21 protein-coding genes and 1 pseudogene are annotated in these 23,076 nt (G+C 72.2%); 17 read left to right on the top strand and 5 right to left on the bottom strand.

Features of this window, described 5'->3' with window-relative positions; genetic code table 11:
- Positions 1–57 precede the first annotated feature (57 nt).
- Positions 58–1,734, top strand: a complete 1,677-nt coding sequence (locus tag ACIBFB_RS16350; protein WP_397230823.1) for a phospho-sugar mutase — start codon at positions 58–60, stop codon at positions 1,732–1,734.
- Between the two features lie 137 nt (positions 1,735–1,871).
- Here the strand turns inward: ACIBFB_RS16350 and ACIBFB_RS16345 are convergent, their stop codons facing one another.
- On the bottom strand, positions 1,872–2,363 hold the full coding sequence (locus tag ACIBFB_RS16345; RefSeq protein ID WP_075925754.1) for an Lrp/AsnC family transcriptional regulator: 492 nt from the start codon (positions 2,361–2,363) through the stop codon (positions 1,872–1,874).
- A gap of 927 nt (positions 2,364–3,290) precedes the next feature.
- Here ACIBFB_RS16345 and ACIBFB_RS16340 point away from each other — a divergent pair.
- The 13 genes from ACIBFB_RS16340 (at position 3,291) to ACIBFB_RS16280 (ending at position 16,019) form a co-directional block, all read left to right on the top strand.
- Positions 3,291–4,289 (top strand): thiamine pyrophosphate-dependent enzyme, encoded by a 999-nt coding sequence (locus tag ACIBFB_RS16340; protein WP_397230821.1) that lies wholly within the window; start codon positions 3,291–3,293, stop codon positions 4,287–4,289.
- On the top strand, positions 4,286–5,305 hold the full coding sequence (locus ACIBFB_RS16335; protein ID WP_397230819.1) for an alpha-ketoacid dehydrogenase subunit beta: 1,020 nt from the start codon (positions 4,286–4,288) through the stop codon (positions 5,303–5,305). Before ACIBFB_RS16340 ends, ACIBFB_RS16335 begins: the two co-directional genes overlap by 4 nt.
- Before the next feature lie 6 nt (positions 5,306–5,311).
- The gene (locus ACIBFB_RS16330) at positions 5,312–5,656 is read left to right on the top strand and encodes a biotin/lipoyl-containing protein (RefSeq protein WP_397230817.1); all 345 of its coding nucleotides are present in this window, start codon (positions 5,312–5,314) and stop codon (positions 5,654–5,656) included.
- A gap of 139 nt (positions 5,657–5,795) precedes the next feature.
- Positions 5,796–6,527, top strand: coding sequence for an alpha/beta fold hydrolase (locus ACIBFB_RS16325; protein ID WP_397230815.1), 732 nt, complete (start codon positions 5,796–5,798; stop codon positions 6,525–6,527).
- A gap of 329 nt (positions 6,528–6,856) precedes the next feature.
- A complete protein-coding gene (locus ACIBFB_RS16320; protein ID WP_397230813.1) occupies positions 6,857–7,906 on the top strand; it encodes a BMP family protein in 1,050 nt (349 codons plus the stop codon).
- Positions 7,907–8,069: 163 nt separating this feature from the next.
- Complete coding sequence (locus ACIBFB_RS16315; RefSeq protein WP_397230811.1) at positions 8,070–9,680, top strand: ABC transporter ATP-binding protein; 1,611 nt, start codon at positions 8,070–8,072, stop codon at positions 9,678–9,680.
- Positions 9,677–11,230 carry an ABC transporter permease gene (locus tag ACIBFB_RS16310; protein ID WP_397230809.1) on the top strand — a complete coding sequence of 518 codons (1,554 nt, stop codon included), beginning with the start codon at positions 9,677–9,679 and terminating at the stop codon, positions 11,228–11,230. Before ACIBFB_RS16315 ends, ACIBFB_RS16310 begins: the two co-directional genes overlap by 4 nt.
- Complete coding sequence (locus tag ACIBFB_RS16305) at positions 11,227–12,489, top strand: ABC transporter permease (protein WP_397230807.1); 1,263 nt, start codon at positions 11,227–11,229, stop codon at positions 12,487–12,489. The genes ACIBFB_RS16310 and ACIBFB_RS16305 overlap by 4 nt, the downstream gene beginning before the upstream one ends.
- Positions 12,468–12,899: a cytidine deaminase gene (locus ACIBFB_RS16300; protein ID WP_397230805.1), complete on the top strand. Its 432-nt coding sequence runs from the start codon at positions 12,468–12,470 to the stop codon at positions 12,897–12,899. Before ACIBFB_RS16305 ends, ACIBFB_RS16300 begins: the two co-directional genes overlap by 22 nt.
- A gap of 80 nt (positions 12,900–12,979) precedes the next feature.
- Positions 12,980–14,269 (top strand): thymidine phosphorylase, encoded by a 1,290-nt coding sequence (locus ACIBFB_RS16295; protein ID WP_397230802.1) that lies wholly within the window; start codon positions 12,980–12,982, stop codon positions 14,267–14,269.
- Between the two features lie 149 nt (positions 14,270–14,418).
- The gene (locus tag ACIBFB_RS16290; protein ID WP_397230800.1) at positions 14,419–14,769 is read left to right on the top strand and encodes an ArsR/SmtB family transcription factor; all 351 of its coding nucleotides are present in this window, start codon (positions 14,419–14,421) and stop codon (positions 14,767–14,769) included.
- On the top strand, positions 14,769–15,038 hold the full coding sequence (locus ACIBFB_RS16285) for a hypothetical protein (RefSeq protein ID WP_397230798.1): 270 nt from the start codon (positions 14,769–14,771) through the stop codon (positions 15,036–15,038). Before ACIBFB_RS16290 ends, ACIBFB_RS16285 begins: the two co-directional genes overlap by 1 nt.
- 3 nt (positions 15,039–15,041) lie before the next feature.
- Complete coding sequence (locus ACIBFB_RS16280; protein ID WP_397230796.1) at positions 15,042–16,019, top strand: NAD(P)-dependent alcohol dehydrogenase; 978 nt, start codon at positions 15,042–15,044, stop codon at positions 16,017–16,019.
- Positions 16,020–16,201: 182 nt separating this feature from the next.
- On the opposite strand, the gene ACIBFB_RS16275 is transcribed toward ACIBFB_RS16280, so the two are convergent.
- The 3 genes from ACIBFB_RS16275 to ACIBFB_RS16265 form a co-directional block, all read right to left on the bottom strand.
- Positions 16,202–16,651 (bottom strand): hypothetical protein, encoded by a 450-nt coding sequence (locus ACIBFB_RS16275; protein WP_397230794.1) that lies wholly within the window; start codon positions 16,649–16,651, stop codon positions 16,202–16,204.
- Between the two features lie 108 nt (positions 16,652–16,759).
- A complete protein-coding gene (locus ACIBFB_RS16270) occupies positions 16,760–18,040 on the bottom strand; it encodes an RNA polymerase sigma factor (RefSeq protein ID WP_397230792.1) in 1,281 nt (426 codons plus the stop codon).
- Between the two features lie 19 nt (positions 18,041–18,059).
- Positions 18,060–18,479: a YciI family protein gene (locus ACIBFB_RS16265; protein WP_397230790.1), complete on the bottom strand. Its 420-nt coding sequence runs from the start codon at positions 18,477–18,479 to the stop codon at positions 18,060–18,062.
- A 213-nt stretch (positions 18,480–18,692) separates the two neighbouring features.
- On the opposite strand from ACIBFB_RS16265, the gene ACIBFB_RS16260 reads away from it, so the two are divergent.
- Entirely contained in the window at positions 18,693–18,815 is a 123-nt protein-coding gene (locus ACIBFB_RS16260; protein WP_397230788.1) for a hypothetical protein, read from the top strand.
- Positions 18,816–19,026: 211 nt separating this feature from the next.
- Here ACIBFB_RS16260 and ACIBFB_RS16255 read toward each other — a convergent pair whose 3' ends face one another.
- Complete coding sequence (locus ACIBFB_RS16255) at positions 19,027–19,539, bottom strand: hypothetical protein (protein ID WP_397230786.1); 513 nt, start codon at positions 19,537–19,539, stop codon at positions 19,027–19,029.
- A gap of 129 nt (positions 19,540–19,668) precedes the next feature.
- Between ACIBFB_RS16255 and ACIBFB_RS16250 the strand changes: the two are divergent.
- Together ACIBFB_RS16250 and ACIBFB_RS16245 are read left to right on the top strand one after the other, a co-directional pair.
- Positions 19,669–21,434 (top strand): annotated as a pseudogene (locus ACIBFB_RS16250) (acyclic terpene utilization AtuA family protein).
- A 101-nt stretch (positions 21,435–21,535) separates the two neighbouring features.
- Complete coding sequence (locus tag ACIBFB_RS16245) at positions 21,536–23,071, top strand: acyl-CoA carboxylase subunit beta (RefSeq protein WP_397231121.1); 1,536 nt, start codon at positions 21,536–21,538, stop codon at positions 23,069–23,071.
- The last annotated feature ends 5 nt before the right edge of the window (positions 23,072–23,076 follow it).

Below are 23,076 nucleotides of genomic sequence, written 5' to 3'. Positions count from 1 at the left end.
AGGCTCACCGCATGACCGCCGACACCGTCGCCGAGCCGTAAGGACGAGGAACACCGCATGACCGCCGACACCGCCGACACCGTCGCCCGCGCCAGGCAGTGGCTGGCCGAGGACCCCGATCCCGCCACGCGCGAGGAGCTGGGCGCCCTGCTGGCCCGGGCCGAGTCCGGTGACGCCGCCGCGGTCGCCGACCTCGACGACCGCTTCTGCGCGCGGCTGGAGTTCGGCACCGCCGGGCTGCGCGGCGAGCTGGGGGCCGGGCCCAACCGTATGAACCGGGCCGTGGTCATGCGCGCGGCCGCCGGGATCTCGGCGTGGCTGGCTGAGGGCAGCCACGTGGTCGTCGGGTACGACGCCCGCCACGGCTCGGCGGACTTCGCCGAGGCGAGCGCGGCGGTGCTCACCGGGGCGGGGCACCGGGTGTCGGTGCTTCCGGGGCCCCTGCCCACTCCCGTCCTGGCGTTCTCCGTGCGCGACCTGCACGCCGACGCCGGGATCATGGTCACCGCGAGCCACAATCCGCCGCGGGACAACGGGTACAAGGTCTACGTCGGCGGGACCGGACCGCACGCGGGCGCCCAGATCGTCGCACCGGTGGACGCCGAGATCTCCGCGGCCATCGACGCCGTCGGCCCGCTCGGCGACCTGCCGCTGGGCCGGGGCTGGACGGTCCTGGGGGAGGAGGCGGTCGAGCGCTACCTGGCCGCGGTCACCGCGCTCCCCCTGGGCGAGGACCGCGACCTGGCCATCGCCTACACACCCATGCACGGTGTGGGCGGCGAGATCCTGCTGGCGGCCATGGAACGAGCGGGGTTCGCCCGTCCGTCCGTGGTCGACGCCCAGTTCGCGCCCGACCCCGACTTCCCGACCGTCCGGTTCCCCAATCCCGAGGAACCCGGGGCCATGGACCTGGCGGTGGCCGCGGGCCGGGACACCGGGGCGGACCTGGTGCTGGCCAACGACCCCGACGCCGACCGGCTCGCCGTCGCCGTCCCCGGCCACGGGCTGCTGACCGGCAACGAGGTCGGCGGGCTGCTGGCCGAGTACGTGCTCGACCAGACCACCGGGACCGGCCGCGTCGTGGCGACCTCGATCGTCTCCTCCAGTCTGCTGGGCAAGATCGCCCGCGACCGGGGGGTGCGCTACGTGGAGACCCTCACCGGGTTCAAGTGGTTGGCCCGGGCCGGGGAGCCGGGAGAGCGACCGGTCCTGTCCTACGAGGAGGCGTTGGGGTACTGCGTCGGCGGTGACGACCGCCGTCCCGTGGCCGACAAGGACGGCATCGGCGCGGCGCTCGTGATGGCGGCGCTCGCGGCCACGGCCAAGCGCGACGGTCGCACGCTGGTGGACCTGTTGGACGACCAGGCGCGCCGTTACGGCCTGCACCTGAGCGACCAGCTCTCGGTGCGGGTCGAGGATCTGTCGGTGATCTCCGCGGCGATGCGGCGGCTGCGCGCCGACCCGCCCGCCGAGTTCGGTCCCCTGAAGGTGGCGGGGGTCGACGACTTCTCCGGCGGGTACGAGGGGCTTCCGCCGACCGACGCCCTGCGCTTCCGGTTGGAGGGCGGCGTCTGGGGGCGGGTGACGTTGCGGCCCTCGGGAACCGAGCCCAAGCTCAAGGCCTACGTCGAGGTGGTCCTGGACGTGGACGGCGACGTTGCCGCCGCCCGCGCGCGGGGTTCGGCGGTGCTCACGGAGCTGGTGGCCGCGGTCGCCGAGGCGGTCGAGGGCTGAGCGGGTTCCTCCGCTTCCGCCCGAGGGGTGCTGGTCTTCCGAGGGGTGCTGGTCTTCCGAGGGGTGCTGGTCTTCCGAGGGGTGCTTGTCTTCCGAAAGGTGCTTCCCACCCAAGGGGGGTGCTTCCCACCTGAGGCTCACTCGCTCTCGGGCGGCTCCACGACGGGTCGGTGTACGACCTCGTCGATCACGGTGAGCGTCTGGGTGGCGGTCACACCGGGGAGGGACTGGAGGCGGGTGAGGATGAGGTCGCGCAGCTGGTTGGTGTTGGCCACGCGGACGAGGAGGACGATGTCCGCCGATCCCACCACGTACCAGCAGTACTCGATCTCGGGGTAGGAGGACAGGATCTCGCGGTTGGCGCGCCAGTCCGGTTGGCTGCCGGAGATGAGGACGAGCGCGGTGACGCCGAGCCCCATCTTGGAGTGGTCGGTCACCACGGAGTAGCCGCGGATGACGCCCTCGTCGGTGAGCCGCTTGATCCGGTTGTAGGCCGTGGCCCTGGAGACGTTGGCCAGTGCGGCGATCTCGGTGATCCCGGTCCGTGCGTCCTTGGCGAGGGCGCTCAGGATGGTCTGGTCGGTGGAGTCCGGCCGGCGGCCGCTCCTGCGTTGGTCGCCCATGGCCATGTGGGTGCTCCTCATGTGTTCTTGCGTCAGTGTTCGCCCCTTCCGTCAACTTTGACCGGGGCTAACGAACTACCAGGTAAACGTCGTTCTCGTCCATTGGGATCTCAGTCCGCGAGATTGGGCCGCCAGGGGTGGGCGCCGTCCTCCCGGGAAGGCGATAACCGAGAGGAACGTTCCGGGGGAACCTCTCGCGGGCCCCACGGGGCACGCCCTCGGGGCTGGGGAAGTCCGACTGTACTCAAGGTGGAAGACATCGCTTGGCCGGGGGTTTCCCTGACCCGTGAGTAACTACACCGGCCCTCGGCAAACGTGACAGAACTTCTCCCGAAGTGCGCCTTTATGTTGCTGTTTGTCGTGTTGAATCCGGCCTCCCGCGGCACGCTGTCCACATGTGGTCAGGGGGTTCGACGGAGGTCCGGCGGGCACCGGGAGTGACGATCTCCGTGCGCCCGGTGTTGCCCGTCTCACACCGTGACACGACCCGTCGGTGGTGTCCGGGCGGTGCGCCGCCCTGCGGGGCGGGCCCTGTTCGTGGTGGTTCGCGTGGTGTGTCGTTTTCTTGCGAGCCCTGGTGTCAAGATGAGACGTTTGCGAACCTCATTGCGTCATCCGTTCTCATCTGTATCAACTATGCGTGCATATCTAGCGCATCTGTCGAGCTGATCGGAGAATCATGATCAGGACCGTGACCACCCGAGCCCCGGACGCGTCACCACGCGCGGGGCCACGTTGGGAGCCGCTCGCATGCCCGCCCGTCGCCCACCATCGCCCCAGGAGCCGCTTCGCGGGAGAAACGGGGACACCGCCCACGCGTCGCACGCCCCGACCGTCAAGGGACGGCCCACGACCGCCGCGTCCCGCTCCGGCGGAGGCGTTCCACGCCCACCCCTTCCCGCCGACGGGCCTGGGGGCCGGGGCTCCATCACCGTGGACCACCTGCCGTCCGACCTCACCCGCGCGCTCTACCGCGACATGCGGACCGCACGCGACCTGGACGCCGAGGCCGTCGCCCTCCAGCGCCAGGGCGTCTTCCCGGCCTACGTGTCCGTGCGCGGACAGGAGGCCGCCCAGGTCGCCAGCGCCGCCGCGATGGACCCGGAGCGGGACTTCGTCTTCCCCACCTACCGCGAGATGGCCTCCGCCCTGGCCTACGGCGTGGAGATGGTCGGGTACATGGCCACCCACCGCGCCCTGTGGCACGGCGGACTCTACGACGTCATGGCATCCCGCTTCGGCGCGATCAACGCCGTGGTCGGCGGACCCGTCCCGCACGCGGTCGGCTGGGCCGTCGGCGAACGGCTGCGCGGCGACGACGGTGTCGCCCTGGCCTACTTCGGTGACGGGGCCAGCTCCGAGGGCGACGTCCACGAGGCGATGAACTTCGCCGGGGTCATGGCAGCCCCCGTCGTCTTCTTCTGCCAGAACAACCAGTGGGCGCTGTCGGTCCCCAACCACCGCCAGATCGCCGGCGGCTCGGTCTCCGCGCGCGCCGCGGGCTACGGTATGCCCGGCGTGCTCGTCGACGGCAACGACGCCGGCGCCGTGTACCAGGCCACCGCCGACGCCGTCGCGCGCGCCCGCCGCGGTGAGGGACCCACCCTGATCGAGGCGCTCACCTACCGCGTCGAGCCGCACTCCACCTCCGACGACCCCGGCCGCTACCGCGACGAGGCGGACGCCGAGCGGTGGCGCCGCCGCGACCCGCTCGACCTGCTCCGGGCGGCCCTGGTCGAAGCCGGGCACGCCGACGAGGACGCGCTCGCCGAGGCGGACGCCGCCGCCCGCGCCCGTGCCGAAGCCATCCGCGACGGTGTGGCCACCGCGCCCGAACCGGACGGTTCCGAGCTGTTCACGCACGTCTTCCGGGAGACCACCGACGAACTGACCCGGCAGCGCCGTGTCTGGCAGGAAGAGGTCGAGCTGTGACCGAGCTGATCGAACGGACCGACGCCCCGGCGGACGCCGCCCCCGTCGAACTGTCCATGCAGCAGGCGATCAACCGCGCCCTGCGGGTCCTGCTCGACGAGGATCCCGACGTCCTCGTCTTCGGCGAGGACGTCGGTGCCCTGGGCGGCGTCTTCCGCGTCACCGACGGGCTCCAGAAGGAGTTCGGCGCACAGCGTGTCTTCGACACCCCCCTGGCCGAGTCCGCGATCATGGGCATGGCGGTCGGCCTGGCCATGAACGGTTGGCGCCCGGTGCCCGAGCTCCAGTTCGACGGCTTCGCGTACCCGGCCGTCGACCAGATCGTCAACCAGGTCGCCCGGATGAACTACCGGACCCGGGGGGCCGCGCCCATGCCGATCACCCTGCGACTGCCCTCCTTCGGCGGCATCCAGGCGCCGGAGCACCACGGCGAGAGCCTGGAGGCGCTCTTCGCGCACACGCCCGGGCTCAAGGTGGCCGCCCCCTCCGACGCGGGCGACGCCTACACCCTGCTGCTCCAGTCCGTGCGCTCGGACGACCCGGTCGTGTTCATGGAACCCAAGGCCCGCTACTGGGACCGCAGGCCCGTCCAACTCATGGAGCCCTCCACCCCCATCGGGGCCAGCCGCGTCGTCCGCCGCGGTCGCCACGCCACGCTCATCGCCTGGGGCGCCATGGTGCACCGCTGCCTCCAGGTCGCCGAACTCGCCGCCGAGGACGGCGTGGACCTGGAGGTGCTGGACCTGCGCTGGCTCAAGCCGATCGACGCCGCCGGGCTGGCCTCCTCGGTCGCGCGCACCAAGCGCGCGGTCGTGGTCCACGAGGCGCCGCTCACCGCCGGGCTGGGCGCGGAGGTGGCCGCCCTGGTCACCGAGAACTGCTTCCGCGACCTGGCCGCCCCCGTCCAGCGCGTCACCGGATTCGACGTGCCCTACCCCGCGGGTCCCCTGGAGCCGCAGTACCTGCCGACCATCGACCGCGTCCTGCTCGCGGTCCAACGGACCCTGGAGTACTAGACGACCATGGCTGAGGACAACACCACCTTCACCCTTCCGGACCTCGGCGAGGGACTGGTCGAGGCGACCGTCCTGGAGTGGCAGGTCGCCGTCGGCGACCTGATCGAGCGCAACGCGCCGCTGGTGGAGGTCGAGACCACCAAGTCGGCCGTGGTCATCCCCTCGCCGACCGCGGGCAGGGTAGTCGCCCTGCACGCGGAGGAGGACGAGGCCGTCCCGGTGGGCGCCCCCCTGGTCACGTTCGCCGTCACCGTGAGTGACGAATCTCCCCAGGCGGGCATCGTCGGAAAGGTTCCGACGGAGGAGGCCAGGCCCGCGCGCCGCGTGCGGCTCAAGCCGCCGGCGGACTGAGGACCCGCACGTCACGAGGGCCCGTTCGGATGTCGGTACAAACGCACTCGGGTTTTCGGCCCGGTCGTTTATAGGAACATCTGATTGGGCCTTCGATTTTTCCTGGGTGAAACACCAAGGTCGAAAACGAGGGAAGACCATGACCGCGAATCTGACCGGCGGCGTGACAATGCGCTACGTGGATTTGCCCGCGGGCGATCCGGCGGACGCCGTACCCGTCCTTCTTCTCCACGGATTCGGTACGAACTTCGGCATGAATTGGCGCGCCGCCGGATGGCCGCAGGCCCTCGGCGGCGCCGGACTGCGTGTCCTGGGGCCGGACCTGCGCGGTCACGGCGGCAGCGACAAGCCGCTGGACGAGGCCTCCTACCTGCCCGAACGCTTCACCGGGGACCTGCTCGGCCTGCTCGACGAGCTGGCGGTCGACCGGGTCGACGTGGTCGGCTACTCCATGGGGTCCCGTCTGGCGTGGGACCTGGCCCTGACCGCCCCCGACCGGGTGCGCCGCGCCGTCCTGGGCGGGTTCGGGCCGGTCAACGCCTTCGCCGGGGCCGACCTGTCCGCTCCCGGCGCCGGCGACACCCCCTTCGACGACGTCTTCCGGACGGTCGCCGCCCTCCCGGGCAACGACGCGGCCGTGCTCGCCGCCTGCGCCCGGGGCCAGGCCGCCCGTCCCTTCGCGGGTGAGCCCCGGCCCGTCGGCGTGCCCCTCCTGTTCGTCTCCGGCGCCCGGGATACCCTCGCGAAGGGAGCCGAGGACCTCGCGGCCCGCTGCGGCGGGGCGCACGTCGAGATCCCCGGGCGGGACCACGCGAACGCGGTGTCCTCGCGGATCTTCAGGCAGGCCGTGGTGGACTTCCTGGTTGGGTAGTCCGGTCTAGACCGGTTGCCCCCGCGGAAGCCGTCCCGCGCCGCCCGCAGGGTCGCGTGACACCCGGTGACCGATCGGGGGCGCGGTGTCAAAAAGGCCCTCCTTGCTGGAGAACCTGAGGTCGGATAAGGAGGAACGGGAATCCGGTCGGCGCCGCACGGCTCCTGATCGGCAAGTGTCAAGTCAGGTGCCGCGTCACTCAGCTCTCGCCTTTATAACAACTCAGTACGTCCGTCACGTGTACTTTCCGCCAGCGGATATTGTCCGGCAACAGAAGTCAGGTCGGTTCGCGTGAATGCGGGCCGGAGGGCGAAGGGGAGAGTTACCAAGTGAAGCGCAGCAACGCGGTCAGATTCGCCGCCGCAGCGGCGGCGGGTGCGCTGGCCCTCACCGCGTGTGACAACGCGACCGACACCGCCGACGACGGTTCCGGCGGTGAGGCGTCCTCCGACGTTCGCGTCGGCCTCGCGTACGACGTCGGCGGTCGCGGCGACCGCTCGTTCAACGACTCGGCCTACCGTGGTCTGACCCAGGCCGCGGAGTCGCTGGGCGTGGAGACGCGCGACTTCGAGCCCGCCGACGGCGAGCCCGAGTCCGCCAAGGAGGAGCGCCTGGCCACCATGGCCGAGGAGGGCTTCGACATCGTCATCGCCGTCGGGTTCGCCTACGCCGAGTCCGTCCAGGCGGTCGCCGAAGAGTACCCGGACGTCCACTTCGCGATCGTGGACTCCGAGATCGACGGCATCCACAACGTCACCAGCCTGGTCTTCGCCGAGGAGCAGGCCTCCTTCCTGGCCGGCGCCGCCGCGGCGCTGTCCACCGAGGAGGACCACGTCGGCTTCATCGGCGGTGTCGAGACCCCGCTGATCCACAAGTTCCAGGCCGGGTTCGAGGCCGGTGTCGCGCACGTCGACGACGCCATCGAGGTCGAGGTCGACTACATCAGCCAGCCGCCGGACTTCAGCGGTTTCAGCGACCCCGCCGCGGGCCGCGAGACCGCCCAGGCCCAGTACGACCGGGGCGCGGACGTCATCTACCACGCCGCCGGCGCCTCCGGCAACGGTGTCCTCCAGGCCGCCGTCGAGAACGACTTCCTGTTCATCGGCGTCGACAGCGACCAGTACGAGAACGCCGAGGACGACCAGAAGCCGTACGTGCTCACCTCCGCCATCAAGCAGGTGGACGTGGCCGTGTTCGAGCTGATCGCGGACGCCGTCGAGGGCGACGTCCAGGGCGGCATCCAGCGCTTCGACCTGGCCTCGGGCGGCGTCGACTACACGCAGTCCAACGAGGAGCTCATCGAGCCGCTGGTCGAGGAGCTGGACGAGTACCGGCAGCAGATCATCGACGGCGAGATCGAGGTCCCGACCGAGCCGTAACCACGCCGCGCCACGGGCCCGTCCCGTGGCACCGCACCGGAGGGCGGCACCGGCGCGCGGAGGACCCGCGCCCGGTGCCGCTGCCGGTTGCCGCTTCGCGACGGCGGCGTCCGGGGGCCGACACACGGCCCCGCGCCCCGCCGCCAGTTTCACGAGGAGACAGATGAGCAGCACGTCATCGGGCGGTGGGTCGACCCGAACCCCCGCCGTCGAGCTGCACGGGATCACCAAGCGTTTTCCCGGAGTCGTGGCCAACCACGACATCGACATCACCGTGGCTCCCGGTACCGTGCACGCCATCGTCGGCGAGAACGGTGCGGGCAAGTCCACGCTGATGAAGACCCTGTACGGGATGCACCGTCCCGACGAGGGCCAGATCTACGTCAAGGGCAGGGAAGTCCGCTTCCACTCGCCCTCCGACGCCATCCGCCACGGCATCGGCATGGTGCACCAGCACTTCATGCTCGCGGACAACCTCACCGTCCTGGAGAACGTGGTCCTGGGCGCCGAACGCCGCCACGGCATCGGCAAGCGCGCCCGCGCCGCGATCAAGGAGCTGTCCGCCCAGTACGGACTGGGGATCGACCCCGACCGCCTGATGGAGGACCTGGGCGTCGGCGACCGCCAGCGCGTGGAGATCCTCAAGGTGCTCTACCGCGGCGCCGAGACGATCATCCTCGACGAGCCCACGGCCGTCCTGGTCCCGCAGGAGGTCGACGAGCTCTTCGACAACCTGCGCGAGCTCAAGCGCGAGGGTCTGACCGTCATCTTCATCTCGCACAAGCTCGACGAGGTGCTGTCCGTCGCCGACGACATCACCGTGATCCGCCGGGGAACCACGGTGGCCACCGCCGACCCGAGCACCACCACCGCTCGGGAACTGGCCACGCTCATGGTCGGCGGCGAACTGCCCGTGCCCGAGCTGCGCGAGTCCACCGTCACCGACCACGTCGTGCTCTCGCTCGACGGGGTCACCGTCCACTCCGCGGAGGGGCGCCCGGTCGTGGACGACGTCAGCGTCGACATCCACCAGGGCGAGATCGTCGGCATCGCCGGCGTCGAGGGCAACGGCCAGTCCGAGCTGATCGAGGCGATCATGGGCATGCGCCACCTCGCCTCGGGGCGCATCCGCCTGGAGAGCCAGGACGTCACCGGCTGGTCGACGCTGCGCATCCGCGAGGCGGGGGTCGGCTACATCCCCGAGGACCGCCACCGGCACGGCGTCCTGCTGGAGTCCCCCCTGTGGGAGAACCGCATCCTGGGCCACCAGACCAAGGAGCCCAGCGTGCGCGGCCCCTGGATCAACAGGGTGGGGGCGCGCGCCGACTCCGAGCGGATCGTCGCCGAGTACGACGTGCGCACGCCCAACATCGACGTCATCGCCGACGCGCTGTCCGGCGGCAACCAGCAGAAGTTCATCATCGGCCGGGAGATGAGCGGGTCGCCGCGCTTCCTGGTCGCCGCGCACCCCACACGCGGCGTGGACGTGGGCGCCCAGTCGGCCATCTGGGAGCAGTTGCGCGAGGCCCGCGCCGCCGGGCTCGCGGTGCTGCTGATCTCCGCCGACCTGGACGAACTGATCGGCATGTCCGACACCATCCACGTGATCCTGCGCGGCCGTCTGGTCGCGCAGGCCGACCCGACCACCGTCACCCCCGAACAGCTGGGCTCGGCCATGACCGGCGCCGGGCTGCGCGCGGGCGGCGGTTCCACGGAGAGTGACAGCGGTGCTGAGGGAACTGACCGTGCCGACGAGGACGGGGGCGAGTCGTGACGACCTCTGACAACCGGCGCTCGCTCCCCGGACCCGCGGCCTTCGCCATCGCCGTGGTGCTGGGCGCGGGTGTCACGTTCGCCCTCGACCTGGCGCTGCTGTGGTGGGCGGCGCTGATCATCGGGGTGACCGCGGCCTTCGCCTTCGTGGCCGTGACCGCGCGCATCGTTCCGCCCGAGCCCCGGGTCGCGGCGGCGGGCACGGAGGAGAAGGGCACCACCCTGCACAACACCCTGGTGGTGCCGACGGCCCTGGTGCTGTCGGTCGTCGCCGGGCTGCTGTCGGCGTGGCTGCTGGACCTCCAGCTGATCGAGCCGGTCGCCGCCGCCGTCGGCGCCGTCATCGGCTCCGCCCTGACCTTCCTGCTGTTCCACCGCCTGTCGGCGCTGCTGGCGCTGTCCTTCGCCGCCGTGTTCGCGGCCGGGCTGATCGCGATCGCGGTGACCGCGCTCGTCCTGGTCCTCAGCGGCATCGCCCCGATGGCGACGTTCGCCCGGATGCTGGAGTACGGCACCCGCCCGGACAGCATGGTGCAGATCATCAACGACAGCACCACCTACTACCTGGCCGCCGTGGCCGTGGCGATCGGCTTCAAGATGAAGCTGTTCAACATCGGCGTCGACGGCCAGTACCGCCTGGCGGCCCTGCTGTCGGCCGCGGTGGGCGGCTACCTCATCCTGCCGGCGCCGTTCAGCCAGATCCTCATGATCGTGGTGGCCGTGGCCGTGGGCGGCGTCTGGGCCGGCATCGCCGGATACCTCAAGGTCGCCCGGGGCGTGTCCGAGGTGATCTCCACGATCATGCTCAACGCGATCGCCACCGGCATCACCGCCTACCTGCTGAGCACCGACCGCCTCGCGGTCGAGATCAGCACCAACAACATCGGCACCCCGCCGCTGCCCGAGTCGTCGTGGGTCCCCGGGATCCCCGCGGGCTTCCTCGGCTCGGACCGCGACATCTTCGGCCTGGTGTTCCTGGCCGTCGCGGTCGGCGTCGGCTACTCGGTGATGCTCAACCGCACCCGCTTCGGTTTCGAGCTGCGGGCCACCGGCCAGTCGCAGTCGGCGGCCGAGGCCAGCGGTGTCAACGTCAAGAAGATGGTGTTCCTGTCCATGCTCTTCTCGGGCATGGTCGCGGGACTGGTGGGCCTGCCCCAGCTGCTCGGGGACGCGCACTACTACGCGCTCGACTTCCCCACCGGCATCGGCTTCATCGGCATCGCCATCGCCCTGCTGGGACGCAACCACCCGGTGGGCATCGTCTTCGCCGCCCTGTTCTGGTCGTTCCTGACCCAGGCGGCGAACATCCTGCCCTTCGACAACATCCCGCAGGAGATCGCGGTCATCGCGCAGGCCACCATCGTGCTCACGGTCGTCGTGGTCTACGAGGTCGTGCACCGGTGGGGCCGCCGTTACCAGCAGCAGCAGATCGGCAAGCAGCTCGGCGCCACGACCGTGGCCGCGGAACCCGTGGGCGCCGCGCCCACGCCCGGCGGTGAGGGCGAGACCGGCCCGAAGACCGACGGCGAACGCGGCGGGGAGGCACAGTGAGCCAGGAACTCAACGTCACGGAGGCGGTGCACGAGTCGCCGTTCCGTCCCCGGGGATGGGCCAGGTGGCGCTTCCTCACCCTGACCTGCGCGGTGTTCGTGGCCCTGTCCGGGCTGCGGGTCATCACGGGCCAGGACATGCTCACCGACGCGGGCACGATCAACACCACGCTCGCCTTCGCCGTGCCGATCGGCCTGGCCGGCATGGGCGGTCTGTGGGCGGAGCGCTCCGGCATCATCAACATCGGCCTCGAAGGCATGATGATCCTGGGGACCTGGTTCGGGGCCTACTTCGCGTGGTCCTTCGACAACCCCTGGATCGGTCTGATGGCGGGTGTCATCGGCGGCATGCTGGGCGGTCTGCTGCACGCGGTGGCGACGGTGACCTTCGCGGTCGACCACATCGTCTCCGGTGTCGCGATCAACATCCTCGCGCTCGGCGCGATGCGGTACATGTCGATCCTGCTCTACCAGGACGTGCCCGGCGCGGGAGCGGCCCAGTCCCCGACGACGCCGTCCTTCCCGACGCTGAACCTGCCGTGGCTGCCGGGAGCGCTGGAGCCCGTCGCCGACAGCGGGATCTTCCTGGTCGGCGACCTGGCGTCGCTGGTGATCGGACTGACCACGCGGATGTCGGCGCTGACCCTCATCGCGCTGCTGATGATCCCGGTGACCTACCTGGTGCTGTGGAAGACCAGGTTCGGCCTGCGACTGCGCTCGGTCGGCGAGAACCCCGACGCCGCGGAGTCCCTGGGCGTGCCGGTGTACAGCTTCAAGTACATCGCCGTGGTCATCTCGGGCGGACTGGCGGGCATGGGCGGCGTGTTCCTCGCCATCGTGGCGTCGAACATCTACCAGGAGGGGCAGACCGGCGGCCGCGGGTACATCGGTCTGGCCGCGATGATCTTCGGCAACTGGCGGCCGGGCGGCCTCGCCATGGGCGCCGGACTGTTCGGCTACACCGACGCCCTCCAGGTGCGCGGCGGCGGCGCGGCGATCCACGCCCTGCTGCTGCTCCTGGCGGTGGCGCTGCTGGCGGTCGCGGTCTGGCAGGTGCGGCACGACCGCAAGGGCCTGGCGATCGCCGGTGCCGTGGCCGGTGTGCTGCTCCTCGCGTGGTACTTCAGCACCGAATCCCTGCCGCGCGAGCTGGCGACGTACAGCCCGCACATCGCGACGCTGCTCGTGCTGTCGCTGGCGTCGCAGAGCCTGCGTCCGCCCGCGGGCATCGGCAAGCAGTGGCGGGCGAGCCGGTCATGACGGGCGCACCCCTGGACCCGGAGTCCGTCGACTGGGCGGCGCTGCGCGCGGTCGCCCGGGAGGCCATGGGCCACGCCTACGCGCCCTACTCGCAGTACCCGGTGGGCGCGGCGGCGCTGGTCGACGACGGCCGGATCGTCAGCGGCTGCAACGTGGAGAACGCCTCCTACGGGCTGGCCCTGTGCGCCGAGTGCGGACTGGTCAGCGCCCTGCACGCCTCCGGCGGGGGCCGTCTGACCGCGTTCAGCTGCGTGGACGGCCGGGGGGAGACCCTCATGCCGTGCGGGCGGTGCCGGCAGCTGCTGTACGAACACGGCGGGCCGCACCTGCTGGTCGACACCCCCGAGGGGGTCCTGACCATGGACCAGGTGCTCCCGCAGGCCTTCGGGCCGCACAACCTCACGAAGTGACAGGGACGTCTCCCCGGCGCCGGCGGTCCGGCGCCGGGGAGACGCCTTTTCCGCGGCAGCGCGAAGAAGGGCGACACGACATGGACGTCATCGAGATCATCAGGGCCAAGCGGGACGGCGCGGAGCTCACACCCGGGCAGATCGACTGGGTGATCGACGCCTACACCCGGGGCGAGGTCGCCGAGGAGCAGATGTCCGCGCTGGCCATGGCGGTCTTCCTGCGCGGGATGAACCGGGGCGAGGTGAGCCGGTGGACCGAGGCGATGCTCGCGTCCGGTGACCGGTTGGACTTCTCCGACCTGGCACGGCCCACCACGGACAAGCACTCGACGGGTGGCGTGGGGGACAAGATCACGCTGCCGCTGACCCCCACCGTGGCCGCGTGCGGGGCGGCCGTGCCGCAGCTGTCCGGGCGAGGGCTCGGGCACACGGGCGGCACGCTCGACAAACTGGAGTCGATCCCGGGGTGGCGGGCCTCGCTCAGCACCGACGAGATGCGCGCGGTGCTCTCCTCCACCGGGGGCGTGATCTGCGCGGCCGGGACCGGGCTCGCGCCCGCCGACCGGAAGCTGTACGCACTGCGCGACGTCACCGGCACGGTCGAGTCGATCCCCATGATCTCCGCCTCCATCATGAGCAAGAAGCTCGCCGAGGGCACCGGCTCGCTGGTCCTGGACGTCAAGGTGGGTTCCGGCGCGTTCATGAAGGACGTCGACTCGGCCCGGGAGCTGGCCCGCACGATGGTCGGCATCGGCAACGACCACGGGGTGCGCACGGTCGCGCTGCTCACCGACATGGAGTCCCCGCTGGGCCGGCAGGTCGGCAACGCGCTGGAGGTGGCCGAGGCGGTCGAGGTGCTCTCCGGCGGCGGCCCGGCCGACGTGGTGGAGCTGACCGTGGCCCTGGCCCGGGAGATGCTGGCCGCCGCCGGGCTCACCCCCGGGGAGAACGGGGTCAAGGACCCGGCCGAGGCGCTCGGGGACGGGAGCGCGCTGGCCTCGTGGAAGGAGATCGTCCGGGCGCAGGGCGGCGACCCGGACGCGCCGCTGCCGGTGGCCGCGGAGACCCGCGTGGTGCTGGCGCCCGCGTCGGGGACGGTCACCCGGCTGGACGCCTATCAGGTGGGGCTGGCCGCGTGGCGGCTCGGCGCCGGTCGCGAGCGCAAGGAGGACGCGGTGTCCTTCGGCGCCGGGGTGACCCTGCACGCCAAGCCGGGGGAGACGGTCGCGGCGGGCGAGCCGCTGTTCACCCTGCACGCGGACGAGCCCGAGCGGTTCGACCGGGCGGCCGAGGCCCTGGAGGGCGCGTTCGAGATCGAGGAGGGCGCGGAGTACGAGCCGCGTCCGCTGGTGATCGAGCGGGTGGCCTGAGGCGGGGCGCTTCGGCGAGGGGCCGCACCGGACGGGTTCCGGTGCGGCCCCTCGCGTGCGCCCCGATGGTCCCGGTGCCGGGTCTTGCCTTCCCCGGGGACGCGCGCTACTTTCATGTGTAAGAGAAGCCTTTCAGGTGAAGGAGAGCGATGACAGCATCACCGCCCACCGGCGACGAGCTGGTCGACATGCTGGCGGCGCTGTCCCATCCGCTGCGCGTGCGCATCATCGCGTCGCTGGCCGCCCGCCGGAACTACGTGAGCGGCCTCGCCCGCGAGATCGGCATCAGCCGCCCCCTCCTTCACATGCACCTGCGACGCCTGGAGGCGGCTGGGCTGATCGTCGGGAGTCTGGAGCTCTCCGACGACGGCAAGGCCATGAAGTACTACGACGTCACCGACTTCGACGTGCGGTTGTCGCCGTCGGTCCTGGCCGAGGCGGCCACCACCCTCACCACAGCGGACCCGGGCAAGGGTTCCCACACGAAGGAGCAGTCCTGATGGACTTCACCACCTGGCCGGGCGCCATCCTCGGGCTCGGCGTGCTGATCATGGCGACCTTCCTCATCGGCGGCGCGATGGCCGGATTCCTCGACATGCGCAAGACCAAGCTGGAGGCCGCGCAGCGCGACGACCTCCGGCAGCTCGTCCACCGGTACGAGCAGCTCGCCGAGAACACGCTCGACGTCCAGCAGCGGACCGCCGCCGACCTCGCCGAACTGCGCACGCGCGCCACGTCCATCGAACAGATCCTGCGGACGGTGGAGTAGCGCATGAGAGCGGTCGTGCACCGCGCCTTCGGCCCGCCCGAGGTGCTGAGCGTCGAGCAGGCGCCCGCACCCGTCCCCGAGGCCGACGAGCTGCTCATCCGCGTCCACGCGGCGACGCTCACCGCCGTGGACAGCGCCGCCCGCCGGGGCGAGCCCCTGCCCGCCAGGCTCGCCTTCGGGCCGCTCCGCCCCAGGTACCCCACGCTCGGCGCCGACTGTGCGGGACGGGTCGAGGCCGTCGGCGCGAACGTGCGCGACTTCGCTCCCGGGGACGAGGTGGTCGCCCTCAGCCCCCGGTTCGGGACCCACGCCGACTACGTGTGCGTGCCCCAGGACGCGGCCGTGGTCGCGAAGTCCGCCGCCCTGACGTACGCCGAGACGGTCGCCGTGTCCGAGGGAGCGATGACCGCGCTGCCCTTCCTGCGCGACGCGGCCCGGCTGAGGCCCGGCCAGTCGATCCTCGTCAACGGCGCCTCCGGAAGCATCGGCAGCGCGGCGGTCCAACTGGCCGCGCACATGGGCGCCGAGGTCACCGCGGTGTGCGGCGGCGGCAACGCCGACCTGGTCCGGTCCCTGGGTGCCCACCGGGTGATCGACTACACCGCCGAGGACTTCACCGAGGCCCGAGAAGCGTACGACGTGGTCTTCGACGCGGTCGGGAAGAGTTCGTTCGGGCGCTGTCGCCGCGCGCTCAGGGTGGGCGGGCACTACCTCACGACCGTTCCCAGCCTGGCGATCATGGGGCAGATGCTGTGGACCGGACTCGGGCGGAGGAGGGCCGGTATCGCGTTCACCGGACTCCGGCCGCCCCGGGACCGGGCCAGGGACCTCGTGCACATCAGGGAGCTCGCCGAGTCCGGAACGATCCGGGCGGTCATCGACCGGAGCTATCCGCTGGACCGGGCGGTCGAGGCGCACGGGTACGTCGACGCCGGGCACAAGAAGGGGGCCGTCGTCATGCGGATGTCCGAGGAGGACTGATCCCGTCGGGGCCACGGGAGGGCCGCGTGCACCGACGGCCGCGAGGGGCGTCGGTGCGGCCCGCTCGGGGCGGGTTCTGGGCGCGGTGACGGCGTCCGCCGCCGGGATCCTCGTACTGCTCGCGCTGCGCGGAGGCCGCACGGCCTGACCGGGGACCGGGATTCGCGCGAAGGACGTCGTTCCTACAGGGCCCACCAGCAGTACAGGCGCATTCCCCCGCTCTCGGCCCGCCGGGCCAGACCGGACAGCAGACGCAGCACCCCGAGCGCGTCCTCGGCCGAGAACCGGTCGCCGCGGAGTTCCTCGATCTCCGCCAAGGGCCCGGACGCCTCGGCCAGCCGCTCCTCGGACGCGGACGCCAGCGCCCGCTGGAGGGTGTCGGACACGCTCATCACCAGGCCCCTCTCGGGATCCGGTGGTGTCGACATCAGCATCCCCGAGCGCGGGCGGGCGGACGCCTGCGCGTCGTCACAACCCGTCACGATCGCCTCAAGCCGCGCCATGACGACCACCGGGTCGAACCCCTTCAGCGGCAGCACGTCGAACACCGACGGGTCCGGTCCGCCGGGCCGGTCGAGCACGCGGAGGGCGGCCTCGTCGCCGGGGGCGGAGAAGTAGTCGCACATCACCATGGGCGCGATCCTGCCAGAGCGCTCGGACACGCGGTCTCGGGCCCGGGACCGCCGAGGACGGAGTACCCGGGCCGGGGACCGGCCGGGCGCGGCGGCGCGCGCCCGGCGTCACCCCAGGTCGGCGAGTTTGCGCTCCAGGACGCCGCGCTCGCGCGCGTTGCCGCACAGCTCCACCGCGCGCTCCAGTTCGGTGCGGGCCTCCTCGGTCCGCCCCAGACGGGTGAGCAGCTCCCCGCGCACGGTCGGCAGCAGGTGCGTCCTCGCCAACGCCCCGTCCGCCGCCAGCCGGTCCGCGATCGCCAGCGCCGCGGCCGGTCCCCGGGCCATGGACACCGCCACCGCGCGGTTGAGGTCGACCACCGGCGACGGCGCGATCCTCCCCAGCGCCTCGTAGACGACCACGATCCGCTCCCAGTCCGTCTCCCCGACCGAGGGTGCGACCGCGTGGCACTCCGCGATCGCCGCCTGCAGACCGTACGCGCCCAGGCCCCGGCCGCACCGCTCCGCCCGCGCCAGGGCGGCGCGCCCCCGACGGATCGCGTCGCGGTCCCACCGGCGCCGGTCCTGGTCCTCCAACAGCACCGGCCGCCCGTCCGCGTCGGTGCGCGCCGGGAACCGTGCCGCGGTCAGCTCCAGGAGGGCCAGCAGGCCGTGCGCCTCCGCCTCGTCCGGGACCAGCCGGGCCAGCACCCGCGCCAGGCGCAGGGCCTCGGAGGCGAGGTCGAACCGGATCAGCTCGTCACCGGAGCTCACCGAGGACCCCTCGGTGAAGATCACGTAGACCACGTTGAGGACGGATCCGAGCCGGGCGGAGCGCTCATCCGCCGAAGGGAGACCGAACGGCACCCGCGCCGCCCCGAGGGTCTTCTTCGCCCGGGTGATCCGCGCCTGCACGGTCGCGGTCGGCAGCAGGAACGCCCTGGCGATCTGGTCGCTGGTCAGGCCGCCGACCACCCGCAGCGTGAGCGCCACGCGCGCCTCCCGCGACAGCACCGGGTGGCAGGCGGTGAACATCAGCGCGAGCACGTCGTCGTCGATCTGGTCCGGATCCCACAGCACGTCCCGGGCGTCCTCTCCGGGCGGCGCGCCCCCCGAGGCGATGCCGCCCTCGCCCAGTTCCCGGGCGAGTGCGGCGTAGCGCTCGTCGCGGGCGGCGCGCCGACGGAAGCCGTCGATCGCGCGCCGCCTGCCGACGGTCAGCAACCACCCCGCGGGGTTGCGGGGCACGCCCTCGCGCGGCCAGGTGACCAGCGCCTCGGCCAACGCCTCCTGCGCCAGGTCCTCGGCCAGCGCGAAGTCCCCGGTGTAGCGCGTGAGGGCGCCGACGATCCGTGCGGACTCGATCCGCCAGACGGCGGCGACGGCCTCGCGGCCCGTGGGGTCGGTCATCACTGTTCCGTTCGTCCGATCAGAGCTGGCCGGTGGCCTCGCGCCACGCCCGCTCCTTCTGGATCCACTCGTTGTCCTGCGGGAACTCGTCGATCGTGGTGACCCGGCGGACCTCGGTCTTGAAGCCCGGGCCGGACATCGGGATCCGCTTGGCCCACTCGACGGCCTCCTCCTTGGACGCCACGTTGAGGATGTAGAACCCGCCGAAGAGCTCCTTGGTCTCGCCGTACGGGCCGTCGGTGACCACGGGCGGCTCCGAGGAGGTGTCGACCACCACGCCCTCGGCGGGGTCGCCGAGACCCTCCGCGGCGAGCAGGACGCCGGCGCGGATCAGCTCGTCGTTGAACTTGCCGATCGTTTCGAGCATCTCGGTGAAGTCGACGTCCCCCATCTTCTCCATGGCCTCGTCGGTCGCGCGCATGATCAGCATGTACTTCATGTCTTCGTGCTCCTCTGGAAGAACCGGGCTCCTCAGCGGAACCCTCTCATCCCTAGGTCGAACCCGGACGACCCGGATCGACACGGCTGTGGAACTTTCTTCCCGGACCTGTGCGGTGCGCGGCAGGCCTTCCACCACGGGGGCGGTGCAGTGACGTTCGCGGCGGGGCCGTGCGCCCCGTCCGGGACCGCCGGAACCGGAGACGGGAGAACCGTGTCAGCACAGGCCGGCTGTGTCGTCAAGGCCGCGGACGGCGCGTACATCGTCGGTGGGGCCCACGTGAACTGGGTGATCCTGGCCGAGGGCGGCGGTCTGGGCCTGGTCGACGCGGGCTAGTCGGGGGACGCCGACACGGTCGAGGGTCGATCCGCCGCATCGGCCGCTGCCCCGAGGACCCGCGCGCCGTCCTGGTCGCCCACACCCACGTCGACCGCACCGGCTCGCTGCCGCGTCGCACCGCGCGCCACGGGACCCCGGTGTACAGGGATCGCGTGCGAGGTGCCGCACGACGCCCGCACCCGGTGAGGGTTGCCGACAGGGCGGTCCGTCAGCCCAGGGCGCGCAGGCTCGCGTAGGTGGCGACGGAGACCAGGACGAACAGGGCGCCGACGAGGACCGTGGCGGCCGACGCCCAGCGCGCGGCGGCCCTCGTGTGCGCGCCGCTGCGGAACAGGGACACGGCGCCCGAGAGGATCGCCAGCGCGCTGAGGCCGCCCGCGACCATGACCTCGGAGCCGAGGAGGGACAGCTGGCCGGGGTCGTCCAGACCGGCGTCGGTGAGGACGAACCAGCCGAAGAGCTCGAAGAGCCGCGAGTTGACGATGACGGGCGACAGGAGCAGCAGCCCGACCACGCCGAAACTCTCGGCGGAGAAGACGCCGCCCAGGGCGGAGGACGGCGGCACGGGCGTGCCCCGGACGAAGATCTCGCTCGCGTCCTCGACCGTCGTCGCGTCGCCGTCCGTCGTGGTGGTTGTCGGTTCGGCCGTGCCGACGACGGTGTCCGCCGCCTCGTCGGCGCCGTCCGCGACGGGCTTCTTGTCATCGTGGGAGGTGCTCACCGCGCCAAACTACCTCGCGGGTCCCCGTCTCCGGAGGCCCCGTAACGCACACTCCGTGGCCACTATCGGCCATCTGGTGAGCAACGGGATGATCCGGAGAAAAACAATCATGCGTGCTTGTTTTTTTGTGTGTCCGGTGTCACCCTCGATCCATGACTGCGACACCAGCGCCCCCGCTGCGCGTCGGGAACGCCTCCGGTTTCTACGGGGACTGATTCTCCGCGGTCCGCGACATGCTCACCGGCGGGCCCGTGGACGTCCTCACCGGGGACTACCTGGCCGAGCTGACCATGGCGATCCTCGGCCGCGACCAGCTCGCGGACCCCGCGCGCGGCTACGCCAGGACCTTCCTGAGCCAGATGCGCACGTGCCTGTCGCTGGTCATGGAGCGCCGGATCCGGGTGGTCGCCAACGCGGGCGGCCTCAATCCGCGCGGTCTCGCCGACCGGCTCACCGAACTCGCCGACCGGCTCGGGTTGGAGCCGCGCATCGCCGTCGTCACCGGCGACGACCTCCTCCACCGCGCCGAGGAGCTGGGTCTGGGCAGCCCGCTCACCGCCAACGCCTACCTCGGCGCCTTCGGCATCGCCGCCTGCCTGGACGCGGGCGCCGACATCGTGGTCACCGGCCGTGTCACCGACGCCTCCCTCGCCGTCGGCCCCGCCATCGCCCACCACGGCTGGACCCGCGACGACCTCGACGCCCTGGCCGGTGCGACCGTCGCCGGACACGTCATCGAGTGCGGCGCCCAGGCCACCGGCGGCAACTACGCCTTCGCCGCCGACCTCCGCCGCGACGGCCACGACCTCGACCGCCCCGGCTTCCCCCTCGCCGAGATCCACGCCGACGGCAGCGCCGTCGTCACCAAGCACCCCGGCTCCGGCGGCGCCGTCACCACCGGCACCGTCACCGCCCAGCTCGTCTACGAGATCTCCGGACCCCGCTACGCCGGACCCGACGTCACCGCGCGCCTGGACACCGTCCGCCTCGACCAGGAGGGCCCCGACCGCGTCCGGATCAGCGGCGTGCGCGGGGAGGCGCCGCCCCCCGACCTCAAGGTGGGACTGACCGGCCTCACCGGTTTCCGAGGCGAGGTCGAGTTCCTCATCACCGGCCTGGACGCCGAGGACAAGGCCGCGGTCGCCGAACGCCAGATGCGCGCCGCCCTCGCCTCCCGCAGGCTCGGAGACCTGCGCTTCGAGTTCACGCCCGCGCACGACCCGCACGCCCCCGTCCAGGAGGCCGCCACCGCCCGCCTGCGCGTCGTGGCCCGCGACCTCGACCCCGCAGCCGTCGGCCGCACGTTCGGCGCGACCGCCGTCGAGCTCGCCCTGGCCAGCTACGCCGGGTTCCACCTTGCCTCGCCGCCCCGGGACGCCCGCCCCGACGGCGTCGCCATCACCCACGCCCTGGTCCCCGCCGCCGAGGTGGAGCACACCGTCATCCTCCCCGACGGCGGCACCGCGCCGATCCCGCCGCCCAGACGCACGCGCGCCCTCACCGGCCTCCCCGACCCCCCGCTGCCCGACCCCCCGCCGGTCGGCCCCGCCGTCGCCGCGCCGCTCGGACTGCTCGTCGGCGCCCGCAGCGGCGACAAGGGCGCCGACGCCAACCTCGGCGTGTGGGCGCGCACCGACGCGGGCTGGCGGTGGCTCGTCCACACCCTCACCGTCGACCTCCTGCGCCGACTGCTCCCCGAGACCGCCGACCTCACCGTCACCCGCCACCCGCTGCCGAACCTGCGCGCGGTCAACTTCTGGATCGAGGGCCTGCTCGCCCCCGGCACCGCGCGCCGCGAGGGCCTGGACCCCCAGGCCAAGGGGCTGGGGGAGTGGCTGCGGGCCCAGCGGGCGCCCATCCCCGAGGCGCTGTTGGAGGAGGTGGCGCGGCCGTGAGCCCCCACCCGCCACCCGCCGCCCCCGGCCGGCGCCCGGCCTCGGTGCTCCCCACCCGGTTGGACACCGGCTCGTCCGCCTACGCCGAGGCGCGCGGCTCGATGCTCGCCGCGCTCGACGAGATCGGCGCCGAGCACGCCGAGGCCGTGGCCGGGGGCGGTCGGCGCTACGTCGAACGGCACCGGGCGCGCGGCGGCCTGCTCGCCCGCGAACGGATCGAACTCCTCCTGGACGAGGGCAGTCCCTTCCTCGAACTCTCGCCCCTGGCCGCCTGGGGCAGCGACTTCCACGTCGGGGCCAGCGTCGTCACGGGCGTCGGTGTCGTGTCCGGCGCCGAGTGCGTCATCGTGGCCAACGACCCCACCGTGCGCGGCGGGTCCAGCAACCCCTGGACCCTGCGCAAGTCCGCCCGAGCGGCCGAGATCGCCGAGCACAACCGCATGCCGCTGATCAACCTCGTCGAGTCCGGCGGCGCCGACCTGCCCACGCAGAAGGAGATCTTCGTCCCCGGCGGACGCGCCTTCCGCGACCTGACCCGCCTGTCCGCCGCCGGGGTGCCCACGATCGCCCTCGTCTTCGGCAACTCCACCGCCGGAGGCGCCTACATCCCGGGCATGTGCGACCACGTCGTCATGGTCCGCGACCGGTCGAAGGTCTTCCTCGGCGGCCCGCCGCTGGTCAAGGCGGCCACCGGGGAGGAGAGCGACGACGAGTCCCTGGGCGGCGCCCGCATGCACGCCGAGGTCTCCGGGCTCGCCGACCACCTCGCCGAGGACGAGCGCGACGCCCTGCGCATCGGCCGCCGCGTCGTCGCCCGCCTCAACCGCCGCAAACCGGGCCCGCCCCCGACCGCGCCCGCCGCCGAGCCCCTCTACCCGGCGGAGGAACTGCTGGGCGTCATGCCGCCCGACCTCAAGGTCCCCGTCGACCCCCGCGAGGTCATCGCCCGGATCGTCGACGGCTCGGAGTTCGACGAGTTCAAGCCCGCCTACGGCTCCGGCCTGGTCACCGGCTGGGCCGCCCTGCACGGCTATCCGGTCGGGATCCTCGCCAACGACCACGGCGTCCTGTTCAGCGCCGAAGCACAGAAGGCCGCCCAGTTCATCCAGCTCGCCAACCGCGCCGACACCCCTCTGGTCTTCCTGCACAACACCACCGGATACATGGTCGGCCGCGAGTACGAGCAGGGCGGCATCATCAAGCACGGCTCGATGATGATCAACGCCGTCTCCAACAGCACGGTGCCCCACTTCTCCGTGCTCATCGGCGCCTCCTACGGCGCGGGGCACTACGGGATGTGCGGCCGCGCCTACGACCCCCGGTTCCTGTTCGCCTGGCCCAGCGCGCGGTCGGCCGTCATGGGGCCGCGCCAGCTCGCCGAGGTGCTGTCGATCGTCGCCCGCCAGTCCGCCGCCGGGAAGGGCCAGCCCTACGACGAGGACCGGGACGCCGCGATGCGCGAGATGGTCGAGCGCCAGATCGAGGCCGAGTCGCTGCCCCTCTTCCTGTCCGGCCGGGTCTACGACGACGGCGTCATCGACCCCCGCGACACCCGCACCGTCCTGGGACTGTGCCTGTCCTTCGCGCACAACGCCCCCGTCCGGGGCACCGACCGCTTCGGTGTCTTCCGCATGTGACCCCG

The organism is Nocardiopsis sp. NPDC050513, from assembly GCF_044457925.1.
In the GTDB taxonomy this organism is placed as follows: domain Bacteria; phylum Actinomycetota; class Actinomycetes; order Streptosporangiales; family Streptosporangiaceae; genus Nocardiopsis.
This window is presented reverse-complemented; position numbering and strand designations above follow the sequence as displayed.

What these genes read in the sequence shown, in the direction of transcription:
- ACIBFB_RS16325 (WP_397230815.1), top strand. Translation starts at nt 5,796, where the DNA reads ATGACCGCGAATCTGACCGGCGGCGTGACAATGCGCTACGTGGATTTG.
- ACIBFB_RS16350 (WP_397230823.1), top strand. Translation starts at nt 58, where the DNA reads ATGACCGCCGACACCGCCGACACCGTCGCCCGCGCCAGGCAGTGGCTG.
- ACIBFB_RS16290 (WP_397230800.1), top strand. Translation starts at nt 14,419, where the DNA reads ATGACAGCATCACCGCCCACCGGCGACGAGCTGGTCGACATGCTGGCG.
- ACIBFB_RS16315 (WP_397230811.1), top strand. Translation starts at nt 8,070, where the DNA reads ATGAGCAGCACGTCATCGGGCGGTGGGTCGACCCGAACCCCCGCCGTC.
- ACIBFB_RS16245 (WP_397231121.1), top strand. Translation starts at nt 21,536, where the DNA reads ATGCTCGCCGCGCTCGACGAGATCGGCGCCGAGCACGCCGAGGCCGTG.
- ACIBFB_RS16285 (WP_397230798.1), top strand. Translation starts at nt 14,769, where the DNA reads ATGGACTTCACCACCTGGCCGGGCGCCATCCTCGGGCTCGGCGTGCTG.
- ACIBFB_RS16275 (WP_397230794.1), bottom strand. Translation starts at nt 16,651, where the DNA reads ATGGTGATGTGCGACTACTTCTCCGCCCCCGGCGACGAGGCCGCCCTC.
- ACIBFB_RS16265 (WP_397230790.1), bottom strand. Translation starts at nt 18,479, where the DNA reads ATGAAGTACATGCTGATCATGCGCGCGACCGACGAGGCCATGGAGAAG.
- ACIBFB_RS16295 (WP_397230802.1), top strand. Translation starts at nt 12,980, where the DNA reads ATGGACGTCATCGAGATCATCAGGGCCAAGCGGGACGGCGCGGAGCTC.
- ACIBFB_RS16345 (WP_075925754.1), bottom strand. Translation starts at nt 2,363, where the DNA reads ATGGCCATGGGCGACCAACGCAGGAGCGGCCGCCGGCCGGACTCCACC.
- ACIBFB_RS16330 (WP_397230817.1), top strand. Translation starts at nt 5,312, where the DNA reads ATGGCTGAGGACAACACCACCTTCACCCTTCCGGACCTCGGCGAGGGA.
- ACIBFB_RS16270 (WP_397230792.1), bottom strand. Translation starts at nt 18,040, where the DNA reads ATGACCGACCCCACGGGCCGCGAGGCCGTCGCCGCCGTCTGGCGGATC.
- ACIBFB_RS16280 (WP_397230796.1), top strand. Translation starts at nt 15,042, where the DNA reads ATGAGAGCGGTCGTGCACCGCGCCTTCGGCCCGCCCGAGGTGCTGAGC.